Origin of the sequence: Streptomyces sp. NRRL S-244, assembly GCF_000717915.1 — a bacterium.
Taxonomy (GTDB): Bacteria; Actinomycetota; Actinomycetes; order Streptomycetales; family Streptomycetaceae; genus Streptomyces.
Genome location: NZ_JOCX01000032.1, coordinates 1 through 15,853, shown reverse-complemented (window position 1 = coordinate 15,853; position 15,853 = coordinate 1). Strand labels below are relative to the sequence as shown.

The following is a 15,853-nucleotide window of genomic DNA, read 5'->3' as shown; positions in this document are numbered from 1 at the left end:
TGCGTCCCGCCCCCCGTACGCCGAGCGTGTGAGACATCCCGATCGCCGTGGCCGCCCCCGCCGGGCCGGTCGCCGAGCAGTCCGTTCAGCAGCTCGCCGACCTGCCCGGGAAACCGCTCGACCCGCACGCGGTGAAGGACGAGGCGGCCGCGACGGCGGAGGTGGAGAACCGGGACGTGGACGGGGCGCTGGTCATCGACCCGGCCGACCCGGCCGGCCCGGCCGACCGGCTGCCGGTCGCGAGCGGCGCCGGCGCCTCGCTCCCACAGGCAGGCCCTCGAACTGGTCGTCGGCCGCGTCGAGCAGGCCCGGGGCCCGCCTGGGCGGTGCTCGGCTCGGCCGTCACCGTGGCCTGCGCGGTCTTCCGCAAGGGCCGCCCGGGGCCCGCCGTGGGCAGCGGGCTCCCGGAGGACGCGCCGGCTCAGGCCCTGACGCGCCGGCTCAGGCCCTGTGGACCACCTCGCCCGCGACCACCACCGTCTCGGCCACCGTGCCCGGGATCCGCTCCGGGGCCACGGCCAGGATGTCCCGGGACAGCACCACGAAGTCCGCCGCCTTGCCCACCGTCAGCGAACCCCGGTCCGCCTCCAGGAAGTTGGCGTACGCCGAGCCCATCGTGTAGCCGTACACCGCCGTCGCCACGTCCACCGTCTCGGCCGGCTGCCACGGGTCCCCGCCGTCCAGCGGGCGGCGGGTGACCGCCGTGTAGATCCCGATCATCGGGTCCATCTCGGCCACGTTCCAGTCGCTGGAGAACGCCAGCACCGCCCCCGCCCCCGCCAGGCTCCGCATCGGCCACGCCTTGTGCCAGCGGCCCTCCCCCACGTTCTCCGCCCAGTCCTGGCCCGGCCCGGCGATCTCCGGCGCGCAGTGCCTCGGCTGCATGCAGGCCACCACGCCGAGTTCGGCGAAGCGCGGCACGTCCGCCGGGTCCAGGCATTCCACGTGCACCACCTGGTGGCGCGCGTCCCGCGGCCCGTTGACCGTACGGGCGTGCTCGACCGCGTCCAGGACCGTACGGATCCCCCGGTCGCCCGTGGCGTGCACGAAGCACTGGAACCCGCGCGCGTCCAGCCGCGCCAGCAGCTCCGCGAACTCCTCCGCCGGGTAGAAGGTCTCGCCCCGGTGCGCCCCGCACCCGGTGTACGGCTCCAGCAGCGCGGCCGTGCGCGGCTCGACCACGTCGTCGATGTACAGCTTGAGCGGTCCGACCCGCAGCCGGTCCCCCGGGTACATGCGGGCCGCCGCCGCGAACGCGTCGAGCTCCTCCTCGGTCGTGCCGCGCGGGTGGAACAGCGCCGCCACGATCCGCGAGCGCAGCCGGCCCTCGGCACGGGCCCGCTCGTACAGCTCCAGGTCGTCCAGGGAGTTCTGCGGTTCCACGACCGTGGTGATGCCGAAGCCGATCGCGTCGTCCAGGCTCTTGGCGAGGCGCCCGTACTGCCGGTCCGGCGAGGCCCACGGCACGCCGAGCTCGCGCAGCGCCCGGTGGCCGTCCCGGGAGAGCCCCTTGATCGCGAAGTCCTTGACGAAGCCGGTGGGCTCGCCGGTCTCCGGGTCGACGGCCGCGGTGCCGAACGGCAGGTCGGTACGGTCCTTCGCGACCCCGAGCCGGCGCATCGCGGCCGTGTTCAGCCAGGCCGTGTGCACGTCGTACGAGAGCACGATCGCCGGGACCTCCCCGGTGACCGGGTCGAGGTCGGCGGCGGTGGGCATCCGCCCGCCCGGTATCGCGGAGTAGTCGAAGGCCTCGGCCTCGATCCACTCGGCGTCCGGGTGGACCTCCCGCCAGGCCCCGATCCGGTCGAGGATCGCCTCCAGGGTGCGCACCCCGGCGAGCTGTACGCAGGCGTCGTCGGAGCCGAGCCGGACGTGGTTGTGGGCGTCGACGAAGCCGGGCAGCACCAGCCGGCCGCCCGCGTCGATCCGCTCGGTGTCCGGGCCGGCCCAGGCGGCGGCCTCCGCGTCCGGGCCGAGCCAGACGATCCGGCCGTCGGACACGGCCAGGGCCTCGGCCTCGGGCAGGTCCGGGTCGACGGTGTGGATCCGGGCTCCGGTGAGCAGCAGGTCGGCGGGGGACGGGTGCGGCATGGGTGGTGCTCCTGTGCTGAGGGGGTTGGCGGTGGCGGTACGGGGAGGACGGGTCAGGCGGCCGGGGCGTATGAGGGCACCCGGCGGGAGGCGAGGGCCCAGTACGTGAGCGCGGAGACGACCGAGCCGAGCAGGGTCAGGTCGGCGCCGCCGAGCGGGGCCACCAGTGGGCCGGTCCACAGCTCGGAATCGCAGGTCAGCGCGGCGAAGGCCATGCCGGCCAGCAGCGCTGCCATACCGGCGGGGTGGTAGCCGGCCCGGTACCAGTAGGCGCCCGCGCTCCCGGCGTGCAGCGCGTCGGAGTCGTAGCGGCAGCGGCGCATCAGCATGTCGGCGAGGAAGACCCCGCCCCAGGGCGCGAACACGATGATCAGCAGGGAGAGGAAGGAGAGCAGCGAGGTGGTGAAGTCGGTCAGGAAGAGCGCGGCGAGCGATCCGGCGGCGGTGACCGCGGCGCTGATCACGATGGCGCGGGCGCGGCTCCACGGGATGCCGAGGACCTGGAGGTTCAGGCTGGAGGAGTAGAGGGTGATGATCGAGTTGGTGACGGAGCCGCCGAGGACGAGGGCCAGGAACACCGGCTTGAACCAGCCCGGGAGCAGGCTCTCGGCCCCCGCCACGGCGTCGGTCATGTCGGTCTGCGTGGCGGCGGCGACCCCGGCGACGCCGAGGGCGACGGAGGAGACGAATCCGCCGAGCGCCCCCATCCAGGTGATCGACTTCAGCGAGGTGGTCCGGGGCAGGTAGCGGGTGTAGTCGGCGGGCATCGGCAGGTACGAGAAGGGCCCGGCCAGCATCACGACGAAGGCCAGGCTCCAGCCGGACAGGCCCGGGGCGCCGGCGCCGGCCGGGGCGCCGGTCTCGGCGCCGGGCAGGAGGAAGACGAGCAGCGCGCCGAAGCCGAGGGCGAGGACGTAGGCCATCCAGCGTTCGGCGAACTGCACGGTGGCGTGGCCCCACATCGCGACGGCGAAGGTGAGCGCGAGGGTGATCCCGAGCGCGAGGGCCCGTACCGCCGCGCCTTCGCCGAGGCCGACCTCGGCGAAGAACACCTCAAGGGCGAGGGTGCCGACCACGGTGTTGACGATGGTGTAGCCGATGCTCACCACCCAGTTCAGGACCCCGGCCGGGAAGTTCCCGCGGACCCCGAAGGCGGCCCGGGAGATGACGAGGGTGGCGGTGCCGGTGCGGATGCCGCTGAGGCCCGCGGCGCTGACCGCGAAGAAGGACAGTCCGCTGATCACGACGACGGCGGTGGCCTGCCAGAAGGTGAGGCCGAAGGCCACGGCGAGGGCACCGTTGATCACGTAGGTGAAGGTGAGGTTGGAGCCGAACCAGAGCCAGAAGAGGTCCTGGGCCCCGCCGTGCCGCTCGGCGTCGGGGATGGGGTCGATGCCGTGGGTCTCGACCCGGAACACCTCGTCGACGTCGGCCGTCGTCTCCTGCTGCGTCATGCGCCGTACCCCTGACTGTGGACCCGCTGAACCTTGAATGACGTTCTAAGTTCTTGAATGGCATTCAAGATGCGCCGCCGATCGGGACCGCGTCAAGACCCTGTCCGGGATAAGGTCGGGCCACGAAGATCGGGAAGGCGGCACGGGGTGGCGGGAGCGGCGGGAGCGGCAGGCGCAGCGGGGGCGACGGGGTCGGCGCGGCGGCGCGACGGGCGGATCGCCCAGGAGCGGATGCTGGAAGAGGCCATGGCGGCGATCGCCGAGGACGGGCTCGCGGAGCTCACCATGTCCGCGCTCGCCGAGCGGCTCGGCACCAGCGGCGGCCACATCCTCTACTACTTCGGCAGCAAGGACCGGCTGCTGCTGGCCGCCCTGCGCTGGAGCGAGGACCGACTCGCCGCGGAGCGCACGCAGTTGCTGGCCCGCCGGGTCACCGCGCACCGCAAGCTCGCGCTCTTCCTGGAGCTGTACCTGCCGCGCGGCCCGCGCGATCCGCGCTGGACCCTGTGGATCGAACTGTGGGCCCGCACCCCCGCCAACGAGGACCTGCGCGCCGCCCAGCAGGAGATCGACGACGGCTGGCAGCGGGACCTGGAGGCGCTGCTCGCGAAGGGCGTGGACCAGGGCCGCTTCGCCGCCGCCCTGGACGTCCCCGCCCGCGCCTCGGAGCTGCTCGCGCTGCTGGACGGGCTGAGCACCCGGGTGGTGCTCGGCCAGCGCGGCGCCGACCGGGCCGCATCCCTGGAGCGGGCCCGCTCGGCAGCGGCCCTGCTCGTCCCGCACGTCTAGGCCGTGTCAGGCGCGCGGCGCGCTCATTTCCGATGCGAACTCCCGGCGCAGCGCGGCCAGCACCGCCTTGCCGCTCACCGTCAGTTCCGCCGCCCCGTCGAGCCGGTCCAGGGCGCGCTCGATCCGGTCGGCGCCGCCGGGTCCTCCACCGGACCCGCCGCCGGGCCCGCCGCCCGCCCGGTGGAACGCCTCCGCCGCCACCGCCGCGTGCGCGTCCGCCAGCAGCCGTGACACCGGCACCGGCTCCTCCCGCCACGGGGACGGGTGCAGCCACTCCCCGTCCGACGCGTACAGGTCGGCCACCTCCGTCAGCTCGCGCAGCCGGGCCCGCCGCCGGCCGGTGAGCAGCGCGAGCGCGGTCTCCCGTACGCCCGCACCCAGCGGCACGCCCAGCGCGCCGGGCCCGCGCCGCGCGTCCTCCCCCGCCGCCCCGGCGCCCGCTACCGCCCCCGCCCCCGCGCCCGCGCCCGCGCCCGCGCCCGCGAGCGGAGTCAGCGTGGTCAGCCCGGCCGCCGTTTCCCGCGCCCGCGCCGGCACCGTGCGGTGCAGCAGCTCCCAGGCCTCGGCCAGGCGACGCTCCCAGCGCCCGGCCCCGGTCGCGTCCAGCCTCGGCGCCGGCGGCAGGGCGAAGCAGCCCCGGTCGGGGTCCAGGTCCTCCAGAACCAGGGACGCCGGGGGCACGCCCGCTCCGGCTCCGCCCGCCAGGACCCGGACCGGCTGCCAGTCCGCAGCCTCCCCGCCCGGCCCGAAGGTCCGTACGCGGCCGCCCTCCCCCCGTACGGAGAACCCCTCCTCGGTGGCCCGGACCTCGGTCCGCCCCCGGTCCGCGCGCACCAGCCCGAGGGTGGGCAGGTACAGCCCGCCGCCCCCGTGGTCCACGGGCGCGGGCAGCTCCAGCCTCCCGCGCACCACGGCCGCGGCGGCCAGCGCGGACAGCCTGTGCCCGGACGCCACCCGCGGCGGCCTGCCCTGCCGTACGGCGTCCAGGGCGGCGAGCAGCCAGGTGCGGGTGTACGGGTGGTCCAGTACGGCGTCCAGCGCGTCCGGCGCCTCGGCCTCGACGGCCGTGACCAGCTCCCAGGCGCGCCGCCAGTCTGCGTCACCGCGCCCCTCCAGCTCCGCGTTCAGCCGGACCAGCAGCACCCGGGTCAGCTCCTGCTGGGCGGCCGCGAGCGCAGTCGGCTCGGTGGCCTCGGCCGCGACGGAGGCCCGGGCGGTGCGCTGCTCGACGCCCTCCACCAGCGCCTTCAGGTCGGCGCAGTAGACGGACGGGTTGTCGAAGCCGTTCCCGGCGCGGTACCGGTGCGCGTAGAGGCCGCCACCGCAGGAGCGCACCACCGGGCAGGCGCGGCACTCGGCGCTGACACCCGCGAGGCCCAGCTGCCGGGCCCGGATGCCGGGGTGGGCGGCCACCTCGTCGAAGGCGTGCCGGAAGACGTCGAAGCCGGTGGCGGCGGCCCCCTCGTGGGCGGTCTTGAGGGAGTCGGCCTGCTCCAGGGTGCCGTCGGTCTCGACGACGACCAGGTCGGTGGGGGTCAGGCCCAGGGATTCGGTCAGGCTCGGCCCGCCCCGCAGGGTGCTCAGCAGCGAGTCGAAGAGCCGTACGGGCACCGGCCGGCCCAGGCCGTCCCAGTGGTCGAAGAGCCGCAGCAGCCAGCGGGCGTAGGCGTCCGGGCGCCCGTCGGGCCGGGGCGGGGGCGCCTCCCAGGTGGCGTGCGGCAGGAGGAAGTCGATGCGCGGCGGTGCGAGCGCGAGGAGCGCGTCGAGCACCGCGGCCGGGTCGTTCCGCACGTCGATCGTACAGAGCAGCCCCTGGTAGAGGGGGCGGTGGCGGTCCTCGCCGAGGAGGCCGATCGCGGCGAGCACGCGGGAGTGGCTGCTGCGGCCGTTCGCGTAACGGCGGTGCCGGTCGTTGGCGGCGCGGTCTCCGTCGAGGGACACCCCGATGCCCACCCCGTACTCGGCGAACAGCGCGAGGACGGACTCGTTCAGCCGCAGCCCGTTGGTGTGCACGCGCAGATCGAGGCCCGCCACCCCGTCGAGGGCCCGGGTGAGCGCCTCGCACAGCCGTCGCAGCCGGGCGGGTCCGGCCAGCAGCGGCTCGCCGCCGAGGAGGATGACGGTCACCGAGGGCAGCGCGTGGGCGCGCGCGTGCTCGGCGAGCCGCTCCGCGAAGCGTTCGACGACTGCTTCGGGGATCACCGCGGGCCGCTGCCGCCAACTCTGGTCCGCGTGCTCGTAGATGTAGCAGTGGTCGCATGCGAGATCGCATCTGCTGTGCACCTTGACCACGAACTCGCGGAACGGGATGAGCGCTGCTGCGGCACCGGCCCCGGTGGCCTCCATCGCGACGCGGGCGCCCCCGCTCAGAGGGAGGAGTTGAAGGTGACCGTCCGGACCGCCGGGGCGGCGTCCCGGCCGGGCAGTACTCGGTCGATGAGCCGGTCGGACTCCGCGCCGCCGCGCGCGGCGAGGGAGGCGAGGGAGGCCCGCGAGGGCCGGCCCCCGTGTTCCTCGTTCACCGGTATGGCTGCGGGATGGTGCTTCTGAATGGTCGTCACGGTTCCCCCTCCGGGTCGTGGCTGTGCTTCCATCAGGACATCGGGCAGGACATCGGGCAGGACATCGGGCAGGACATCGAGAGCTGTCGGGATGAGACTAGGGACATCCGCAGGGAGCCGGTAGACCGCGGAGGCGTGGTGCGCGTCGAGGTGAGGGCAGGGGACGGCCGCAGGATCGTCGCCGAGGACTGGGGGGACCCGGGCGGGCTGCCCGTCCTGCTGCACCACGGCACCCCCGGCAGCCGCCTCGGCACCGCGCTGGGCGACATCACCGAGCGCTGTCCGGGCATCCGCTTCTTCGCCTACGACCGGCCCGGCTACGGGGACTCCGACCGCGCCCGGGGCCGTACGGTGGCCGATGCCGCGGCGGACTCCGCCGCCGTGGCGGACGCCCTGGGCCTGGACACCTTCGCCGTCGTGGGCCGCTCCGGGGGCGGTCCGCACGCCCTGGCCTGCGCGGCGCTGCTCCCGGAGCGGGTGACGGGGACGGCGGCCCTGGTCAGCCTGGCGCCCTGGGGCGGGGCCGGGCTCGACTGGTTCGCCGGCATGACCGCCCACAACGCGGAGCACTACGCCCTCGCCGCCCGCGACCCGGCGGCCCTGGAGCGCCGGCTCACCCCCCGGGCGGCGGCGATCGGAAGCGATCCCGGCAGGCTGCTGGAGGAGCTGCGGGCGCAGCTGTCGGAAGCCGACCTGCCGGTGATCTCGGACCCCGATGTGCACCGGGCGCTGATGGACGGCTACCGCGAGGCGCTGCGTACCTCCGCGTACGGGTGGCTGGACGACAGCCTGGCCTTCTGCCGGCCGTGGGGCTTCGACCCCGGCTCGATCCCGGGCCGGGTCCTGCTGTGGCACGGCGCCGAGGACGCCTTCTCCCCCCTGGGGCACTTCCGCTGGCTGGCCGGGCACATCGACCGGAGCACCGCCGTACTCAAGCCGGGGGCCGGTCACTTCGCGGCTCAGTACGCGCAGCCGGAGGCCCTGGAGTGGCTGCTGTGACGGGATGCGCCTCCTCGACGGGCGCGACGACGGCCTCGCGGGCACCTTCGAGGCACTGGACGATCCGCTCGTGGGTGTCGCCGACGCTGTCGACGACCTGGATGCGCATGTGGAAGGCGCGTACCTCGTCGATGAACCGCTTCGAGAACACGCCCACGCCGACGGTCTCGTAGGTACCGGTGGCGACGAGCGGGTATCCCGCTCCCATCCCGACGAGGCGGAAGTCCACCGTGGCGCGCAGTCCGGCGGCGGCCAGCCGCTCGCCGACGCCCGCCAGGCTCGTCCACCCCTCGTCCTCGCCGGGCTGTCCGGCGACCGGGTCGCGGGCCAGGGTCAGCCGGTAGTCCACGTGCTCCACCACCACGTTGTGCTGGCCGCCGTTGAGGACTCCGACGCTCCAGTCCTTGCCGGGGCCCGGCAGCTGTCCCGCCACGAACTCGGCCCGCCAGCCCAGTGCGGGCCGTACCGTACGGGCGTACTGGGCGCGGGCCAGCACGGCGCCGGCCGCGACGGCCAGCAGGCTGGCGAGGGGTTCGGGGCTCATCAGCTGGAGCCGCCAGGGCCAGTGATCGCGGGAGGCCTCGGACATGTTCCCGCGCACGATCTCCCAGACGAGTACGGCGCCCAGGAGGCAGAGCAGCACGAGGGGTGCGGTGAACAGCCAGCGGTTGCGCCGTATCCGCCGCTGCGCGTCGGGTGCGGAGCCGCCCCGCCCCAAAGGTGCACTGACCATGCGCGCTACCCCGTTTCCCCCGAAAGGCGAGCCCCCGCCCGGGAGTTGGGCGGGGGCTCATTGTGCCGCAGGGCGGTCGGGTCAGTACACGCTCACGCCGTAGGCGTTGAGGGCCTCGACGGCGGGCTGGAAGAAGGTGGTTCCGCCCGAGCTGCAGTCGCCGCTGCCCCCGGAGGTCAGGCCGATGGCGCGGCTGCCGGAGTAGAGCGGGCCGCCGCTGTCGCCGGGCTCGGCGCAGACGTTGGTGCGGATCATGCCGTAGACGATGTCGCCGCCGCCGTAGTTGACGGTGGCGTTGAGGCCGGTCACCGAGCCGCTGTGGATGCCGGTGGTGGAGCCGCGCCGGGTGACGGACATCCCGACGGTGGCGTTGGCGGCGCTGGTGATGTCCTGGCTGCCGACGGTGCCGGGCGGGACCGGCGAACTGCTGGCGTACTTGATCAGGCCGTAGTCGTTGGTCGGGAAGCTCGATCCGACGGTCGAGCCGACGGTGGTGGTGTGCGAGGAGTTCGTCCACCAGGTGCCGGCGCCGTCGGTGCAGTGCCCGGCGGTCAGCACGTAGTACGTGTTCCCGCTGCGCACGTTGAAGCCGAGCGAGCAGCGCCAGCCCGAGGTGTAGATGGCGTCGCCGCCGGAGATCAGCTTGCGCAGCTTGCCGGGGGTGCGCTCGATGCGCAGGGCCGCGGCGTCGGCTCCGGCCTCGGTACGGATCCTGGCGAGGTCCGCGGCGGAGACGGTGGAGTCGGCGGTGACCACGAGGGTTCCGCTGGCGGGGTCGGTGTACCAGGCGGTGCCGGCGACGTCGGCACGCTGGACGGAGGCCCCGGCCGCGGCGAGCCGCGCCGCGCTGAAGCCGCTGTCCGCGCTCGCCGCGGTGGGGGCGGCGAGCCCGGCGACGGCCGCCAGGCCGGCGGCCACGGCGAGCAGCCGGGTACGGGTGATGCTCTTGATCCTCACTTCTCGTCCTCCCGGGAGGGATCGGGGGCCCGGCGGACAGTGGGGGGCGCCGGAGCCCGTGAGGCGCAGCCGGGGGTACGGCGGGCGCACAGGATTTCGTCGTGCCCCTGACAAGCCCCCGGAAGGCGCTGTCGGGAGTGTCTCGGCGTCAGATTCGGGCGGCAAGGGCATCTTTCAGCCTCCGCTCGCCCGCCGCGACCTCGAAGGGCAGGGTGTTCCCCGGTGGCGGGAACGGGCAGATGAAGTGGTCCGCGAAGGCGCAGGGCGGCAGCACGGTCCGGTTGAAGTCGACGGTGATCGAGCCGTCCACGGGGTCCGGAACCCCGGGCTTGAGGAAGCGGAAGCGGTAGCTGGAGCTCCCTCCGGTGGCATCGCCGATCACGGCCCAGAGGCTGCCGTCGTCCTCGTCGACGGCGACCTGGAGGGTGTGCCCGGCGCCCCGGTACGCGAAGCTCAGCTCGCCGCCGAGGCCGAGCCCGCGCGCCCGCCCGTCGGCGTTCGCCACCTGGACGGTCCGGTCCTCGCCGTACGGCCGGAAGCGCCCCGGCAGCACGAAGTCCGGGTCGTACGGAGTGGCCTCGATGCCGGCGAAGGCCCGGCGCGCCGCGGAGCCGGGGTCGAAGACCCGGACCGCCCATTCCCCCTCGCGCCGGATCACGGTGATCCGGAGGTCGTGGGCGGCGGCGACCCGGGAGCGCGCGGGCGGGGCCTCGTCGGCGGCGAGGACGGCGTCACCGGTGAAGGGTTCGCCGTCGAGGCTGAGGCCGTCCTCGGCGGAGGCGCGCAGCGCCACCCCGCCCTCGATGGCGCGCCAACGCCCCGGAACGGCCGGAATTCGACCTTCCGGGTAGTCCGAGAGCCAGTGGGTGCCGATGAGGGAGAGGGGGCCGTAGGGGGCGGACACGGAAGCCACCCGATGCTCGTGCCATTTCCGCCAGGCGGTCTTCGGATCGTCTGCGTCATCTGCGTCATCGCTCATGCCGCTCAACCCTTCCACACGGGCCCGGACGGGAATCTCCCTGTACGCCGTCCGGCCCCGTGGGTATCTGACCGGCTCTCAGCAGTCGCAGCCGCAGCCGTCGCAGCAGCACCCGTCGCAGTTGCAGCAGTCGCAGCATCCGCTGCAGTCGGGGCAGCCGTTGCCGCAGTCGCAGGCCTCGCACCACGCGTCCCGCTTCTTGCGGGACCACGGACCCTCGTGGTCGGTGCAGCACAGCTGGCAGGTGCAGAACAGCCCGATCGCGACCGCGCAGCCGGCGAGCAGTCCGCGGCGCGGCTTCTGCGGGGGCAGCCCGCCGCCGGGGCCCATGGGCGGCCCGGGTATCCACGGCCCGCCGGGCCCGCCCGCGCCGCCGGCCCCGCCCGCGCCGCCGCCGTACGGATTCCCGCCCTGGCCGCCGTACGGACCACCGCCGTACGGAGCACTGCCGTACGGGCCGCTGCCGTACGGGCCCGCCTGGCCCGGGCCGTGGCCCTGCGGCGGCGCCCCGTGGCCGCCCTGCCCCGCGGCGTTCATGCCCGCGACCTGGCCCGCGTGCCCGCAGCCGGTGACCCCGAAGGCCCGGTCGACCGAGGTCTTCAGCTCGTGCACGAGCAGCCGGTGGGCCAGCCCGGCGTCCGCGAACTCGACCTCGCGCAGCGCCAGCTTGATGCCGTGCAGGGCGTCGTCGGCCAGCCTCCGGGCCTCGGCGAGCGGGGTCCCGGTGGCCGTCAGCGGGTTCCAGGCGCCGGCGGCGGCGTCCGCGGCCTGGTCCTCGACGGCGTCCAGCAGGTGCGCGAGGCGCCCGAAGTAGCGGCCCGCCTCGGCGAGCGCGGGGGCGTTGCCTGGCCGTCCGGCCAGCTGCGCGGTATGGGCGAAGGCGGCGGCGGTCGCGGTCTCCGTGGGCTCGGTCACCACGAGCACCGGCGTGCCGGGCCCGGCGAGCGCCTCGATGCCTTCCTGCCGGTCCACGGCGTCCACGAGGACGGCCGTGTCGAAGCCGAGCGAGGCCCCGGCGCGGGCGCCGGCCCGGTCCCAGCCGCGGGCCACCTTGCGCGCGGCGGCGGCGACGGGCGCCCGGGCCAACAGCCCGTCCCGGTCGGCCACGTGGTCCCGTACCTTCGCCGAGGCGAGGACGAGCGAGACGGCCGCCGCGAGCCGCGCGCCCTCCCCCTTGGCCACCGCCGCGGTCCGCATCCCGCGCAGCGGGCAGGGACCCGCGGTGCGCCGGGAGCCGGCCGCCGGGCCGGACTGAGCCTCCGTCAGAACGGAGACGAGCAGCCCGTCGTAGTTGGTCACGATCCGGGCGAACTGTCCGTGGTCGGCGCGAAGTGCCAGGCACAGCCCGCAGAGATGGGCCATCCACTCGGTCTTGAAGCGCTCACCCAGCCGGTGCGTGCAGGGTCTGACGATGCCGAACAAACCGGTCCCCCGTGTGTCATACGCGTGCGTGATGCGCATCGTATCGAGCGGGATCGTTCACCCGTACGTCCGCGTCGGTCACCCACACGGCGGCAGCGGTCGTATTTTCACTCAGTCAGCAGTGGTACCCGCCAGGAAGCTTGACGGTGCAACGGATGTTCTGCACCAGTACCGTCACGAAACCCCTGCGCGGCGGCTATCCACTTGGCGCGTTGTCAGCATCATGGACGACCATAGGGGCAGCGGAGAGAAGACAACTGACCGCGGTGAAAGGAGGCGTCCATGGGTTCGGTACGCAAGGCGAGTGCCTGGTTGGGTCTCGTGGAGGACAGCGACGACGAGCGTTACTACGACGACGACTACGCGGAGGCCGCACAGGGCTCCGTCTCGGGCCCCGGCGACCAGTGGGTCACCGACCCCCGGGTCAAGGTCGCCTCGGAGTCGGCCGTCGAGCAGGGCCGGCGGATCGCGACGGTCACCCCGGACGGCTTCCGTGACGCGCGCGGCATCGGCGAGCTGTTCCGCGAGGGCGTCCCGGTGATCGTGAACCTGTCGTCCATGGACCCGGCCGACGCCAAGCGCGTGGTCGACTTCGCGGCCGGCCTGACCTTCGGCCTGCGCGGCTCGATCGAGCGGGTGGCGACCAGGGTCTTCCTGCTGACCCCGGCCGACACCCAGATCGTGAGCGGCGAGCCCGCCGGCCGCTCGCGCGACTTCTTCAACCAGAGCTGAGCAGGGCCCTCACCGGAAGGCGTCGAGCCCGGTGAGCGCCTTGCCCAGCACCAATTGGTGCATCTCGACGGTGCCCTCGTAGGTGAGCACCGACTCGAGGTTCGTGGCGTGCCGCATGACGGGGTATTCGAGCGAGATCCCGTTGGCACCGAGGATGGTCCGCGCGGTGCGGCAGATGTCGATGGCCTCGCGGACGTTGTTGAGCTTGCCGAAACTGATCTGCTCCGGCCGCAGGGTGCCCGCGTCCATCCGCCGGCCCAGGTGGTGGGCGAGCAGGATGCCCTTGTGGAGTTCCAGCGCCATGTCGGCGAGCTTCGCCTGGGTGAGCTGGAAGCCGCCGATGGGCTTGCCGAACTGCTCCCGCGTCTTCGCGTAGTCGAGCGCGGCCTCGAAGCTGGCGCGCGCCGCGCCCATGGACCCCCAGACGATCCCGTACCGCGCGTGGCTGAGGCAGCCCAGCGGCCCCTTGAGCCCGGTGACCCCGGGAAGCACCGCGTCCGCGGGCAGCCGTACGTCGTCCATGACCAGCTCGCTGGTCACGGAGGCCCGGAGCGACCACTTGTGCTTGATCTCGGGCGCCGAGAACCCGGCCGAGTCGGTGGGGACCGCGAATCCGCGGATCCCCTCGTCGGTCTGCGCCCACACCACGGCCACGGCCGCGACGCTGCCGTTGGTGATCCACATCTTGCGTCCGTTGAGCACCCAGTCGGTGCCGTCGCGCTTGGCGTACGTGCGCATGGCGGCCGGGTCGGAGCCGACGTCGGGCTCGGTCAGCCCGAAGCAGCCGATCAGCTCGCCGGCGGCCATGCCGGGGAGCCAGCGCTGCTTCTGCTCCTCTGAGCCGTACTTCCAGATCGCGTACATGGCGAGCGAGCCCTGTACGGAGACGAGGGAGCGGATCCCGGAGTCGGCGGCCTCCAGTTCGAGGCAGGCGAGCCCGTACTGCACGGCGGAGGCCCCGGCACAGCCGTACCCCTCCAGCGACATCCCGAGGGCCCCGAGCGCGCCGAGCTCTCGCGCCAGCTCCCGGATCCCGGGCAGCTCGCCGCTCTCGTACCACCCGGCGATGTGCGGCAGCACCCGCTCGGCGGCCCAGTCGCGCACGGTGTCGCGGATGGCGAGGTCCTCGGGTGCGAGGAGCTCGTCGATCCCGAGCGGATCGGTGGGTACGAAGGGCACGGCGCCTCCTGGTGCGGACCAGCGGTTCGAAACCTAGCGGTGCAAGTTTGTCCTCGCGACCGCCCGCGGTCCACCCCCACCTGGCCGGGCGGCGGTCAGGCCGGGCGGGCGGCCGGGTCGCGGTCCGGCGTCGACGCCGGCGCCTGTGCCTGCGCGGGGAGGCGGACCGGCTCCGATTCGGAGTCCGGTGCGAGGTCCGGACACTCCATCACCCGCGGCAGCTTCAGCGCCATCACGGCCCCCGCCAGCAACAGCCCGGCGCTGACCACCAGGGTCACGTGCAGCCCGTGCACGAACGAATGCCGCGCCGCCGCGTACAGCGACTCCCCCGCCGCACCCCCGAGCGCCCCCGCGATCTGGTACGCCTCGCCCAGGGAGTTCGCGGCCCCCGCCGCATCCGACGCCGACACCCCCGGCACGTGCGTCAGCCCCGGCGCGTAGGCCGCGTTCATGACACTGCCGAGCAGCGCGATGCCCATCCCCGCGCCCAGCTGGTACGAGGTCTCGCCTATGGAGGCCGCCCCGCCGGCCGTGGCCGCCGGCGCCTCGCTCAGCATCGACTCGTACGCCGCGAACAGCGTGGTCTGCAGCCCGAAGCCGAGCAGGATGAACCCGACCGTGAGCAGCACCGGCCGGTCGTGCTGCCCCATGAACGTGAGCAGCAGCACGGCGAACGCCGTCAGCACGAAGCCCAGCGACACCATCGTCCGCGGCCCGATCCGGGCCAGCGTGTACGACCCGGTGGCACCGGCCGCCATGGCCGCGAAGGTCAGCGGCAGCAGCCGCAGCCCCGTCTCCAGCGGGCTGAGGTGCAGCACCAGCTGCAGGTACTGGACCGCGATCAGCTCCAGCCCGACCAGCGCCAGCATGGCGAGCACGATGCACCCGACGGACGTCGAGAACGCGGCGCGCGAGAACATCCGCATGTCGATCAGCGGGTGCGTGCGCCGCTTCTGCCGCCGTACGAAGAAGATCAGCAGCGCCGCGCCGAGCAGCAGCGGCACCAGCGCCTCGGCGTCGAGGAGCCGGCGCTCCGCGCCGATCCGCTTGACCCCGAGGACGAAGCCCAGCACGCCGGCGGCGGCCATGACCGCGCCGACCACGTCCCACGGCCCGTCGGCGGCGCCGCGCGACTCCGGCAGCAGCCAGCGCCCGAGCGGCAGTATCAGAGCCATGAGCGGGATGTTGATGAGGAAGACCGAGCCCCACCAGAAGTGCTGGACGAGGAACCCGCCGAGGACCGGTCCGCTGGCCGCGCCGATGGCGGCGACGGCGGTCCAGATGCCGATGGCGAGGGCCCGCTCGCGCCGGTCGGGGAAGACCTGCCGCAGGATCGACAGGGTGGCGGGCATGATCATGGCGCCGCCGACGCCGAGCAGCGCGCGGGCGGCGATCAGCACCTGGGCGTTGTCGGCCAGGGCGGCCAGCGCCGAGGCCGCGCCGAAGAGCCCGTAGCCGAGGAGGAGTATCCGGCGGCGGCCGACCCGGTCGCCGAGGGTGCCGAAGAGGATCAGGAGGGCGGCGCAGACCAGGGGGTAGGCGTCGACGATCCACAGGAGCTCGACCGAACCGGGGCGCAGGTCCTCGGTGACGGAGGGGACGGCGACGTGCAGGATCGTCGCGTCGAGCGCGACGAGGACCAGGCTGACGCACAGGACCGCGAGGACGAGCCAGCGGTTGGTCCCGCCGGAGGCGGCGCGCAGCCGCAGCCGGAAGGCGGCCGCGTTCGTCCCCGACATGCATGTACCTCCCAGATGATCGCTCGCACTCGGCGGACCAGCGTCTGCGGAGCCGCGGCGTTGGTGCACCGTGCGGCGTCCTACGGGGTCCGGCATCGACACGCGAGTGAAGCGTCAGCGTACGCGAGTTCGTCTGTCCGACACGTGGCCAAGCTCTCACCGCGGCGGCGACCGCGGTGTGGTGTGTGCCACTCGCCCCACCCCGCCCTCCCCCTCTC

The 15,853-nt window shown here is 74.1% G+C and carries 13 protein-coding genes; 3 read left to right on the top strand and 10 right to left on the bottom strand.

The window, feature by feature from the left end; genetic code table 11:
- Positions 1 to 441: 441 nt before the first annotated feature.
- Positions 442 to 2,091 (bottom strand): amidohydrolase, encoded by a 1,650-nt coding sequence (locus IF02_RS0128120; protein WP_030161774.1) that lies wholly within the window; start codon positions 2,089 to 2,091, stop codon positions 442 to 444.
- 53 nt (positions 2,092 to 2,144) lie between these two features.
- The gene (locus tag IF02_RS0128115) at positions 2,145 to 3,545 is read right to left on the bottom strand and encodes a purine-cytosine permease family protein (RefSeq protein WP_030161772.1); all 1,401 of its coding nucleotides are present in this window, start codon (positions 3,543 to 3,545) and stop codon (positions 2,145 to 2,147) included.
- A 231-nt stretch (positions 3,546 to 3,776) separates the two neighbouring features.
- On the opposite strand from IF02_RS0128115, the gene IF02_RS0128110 reads away from it, so the two are divergent.
- Positions 3,777 to 4,334: a TetR/AcrR family transcriptional regulator gene (locus IF02_RS0128110; RefSeq protein WP_051696611.1), complete on the top strand. Its 558-nt coding sequence runs from the start codon at positions 3,777 to 3,779 to the stop codon at positions 4,332 to 4,334.
- Positions 4,335 to 4,340: 6 nt separating this feature from the next.
- Here the strand turns inward: IF02_RS0128110 and fxsBH are convergent, their stop codons facing one another.
- Together fxsBH and IF02_RS0128100 are read right to left on the bottom strand one after the other, a co-directional pair.
- The gene (gene fxsBH, locus IF02_RS0128105; RefSeq protein ID WP_037837272.1) at positions 4,341 to 6,680 is read right to left on the bottom strand and encodes a radical SAM/SPASM protein FxsBH, inactivated beta-hydroxylase extension form; all 2,340 of its coding nucleotides are present in this window, start codon (positions 6,678 to 6,680) and stop codon (positions 4,341 to 4,343) included.
- 20 nt (positions 6,681 to 6,700) lie between these two features.
- A complete protein-coding gene (locus IF02_RS0128100; protein WP_030161769.1) occupies positions 6,701 to 6,895 on the bottom strand; it encodes a hypothetical protein in 195 nt (64 codons plus the stop codon).
- A 138-nt stretch (positions 6,896 to 7,033) separates the two neighbouring features.
- Between IF02_RS0128100 and IF02_RS0128095 the strand changes: the two genes are divergently transcribed.
- Positions 7,034 to 7,894, top strand: a complete 861-nt coding sequence (locus IF02_RS0128095) for an alpha/beta fold hydrolase (RefSeq protein ID WP_030161768.1) — start codon at positions 7,034 to 7,036, stop codon at positions 7,892 to 7,894.
- Here IF02_RS0128095 and IF02_RS0128090 read toward each other — a convergent pair.
- From IF02_RS0128090 to IF02_RS0128075, 4 genes are all read right to left on the bottom strand, one after another.
- Positions 7,827 to 8,627: a hypothetical protein gene (locus IF02_RS0128090; protein ID WP_199809291.1), complete on the bottom strand. Its 801-nt coding sequence runs from the start codon at positions 8,625 to 8,627 to the stop codon at positions 7,827 to 7,829. The two genes, IF02_RS0128095 and IF02_RS0128090, sit on opposite strands and share 68 nt — an antisense overlap.
- 81 nt (positions 8,628 to 8,708) lie before the next feature.
- On the bottom strand, positions 8,709 to 9,584 hold the full coding sequence (locus tag IF02_RS0128085; RefSeq protein WP_030161765.1) for a S1 family peptidase: 876 nt from the start codon (positions 9,582 to 9,584) through the stop codon (positions 8,709 to 8,711).
- A 148-nt stretch (positions 9,585 to 9,732) separates the two neighbouring features.
- On the bottom strand, positions 9,733 to 10,563 hold the full coding sequence (locus IF02_RS0128080; RefSeq protein ID WP_030161763.1) for a DUF1684 domain-containing protein: 831 nt from the start codon (positions 10,561 to 10,563) through the stop codon (positions 9,733 to 9,735).
- Positions 10,564 to 10,641: 78 nt separating this feature from the next.
- A complete protein-coding gene (locus IF02_RS0128075) occupies positions 10,642 to 11,985 on the bottom strand; it encodes a DUF5685 family protein (RefSeq protein WP_030161762.1) in 1,344 nt (447 codons plus the stop codon).
- Positions 11,986 to 12,267: 282 nt separating this feature from the next.
- On the opposite strand from IF02_RS0128075, the gene IF02_RS0128070 reads away from it, so the two are divergent.
- A complete protein-coding gene (locus IF02_RS0128070) occupies positions 12,268 to 12,717 on the top strand; it encodes a cell division protein SepF (protein ID WP_030161760.1) in 450 nt (149 codons plus the stop codon).
- Between the two features lie 9 nt (positions 12,718 to 12,726).
- Here the strand turns inward: IF02_RS0128070 and IF02_RS0128065 are convergent, their stop codons facing one another.
- Both IF02_RS0128065 and IF02_RS0128060 read right to left on the bottom strand, forming a co-directional pair.
- The gene (locus IF02_RS0128065) at positions 12,727 to 13,896 is read right to left on the bottom strand and encodes an acyl-CoA dehydrogenase family protein (protein WP_030161759.1); all 1,170 of its coding nucleotides are present in this window, start codon (positions 13,894 to 13,896) and stop codon (positions 12,727 to 12,729) included.
- A gap of 95 nt (positions 13,897 to 13,991) precedes the next feature.
- Positions 13,992 to 15,635 carry an MFS transporter gene (locus tag IF02_RS0128060; RefSeq protein ID WP_037837270.1) on the bottom strand — a complete coding sequence of 548 codons (1,644 nt, stop codon included), beginning with the start codon at positions 15,633 to 15,635 and terminating at the stop codon, positions 13,992 to 13,994.
- Positions 15,636 to 15,853 lie beyond the last annotated feature (218 nt).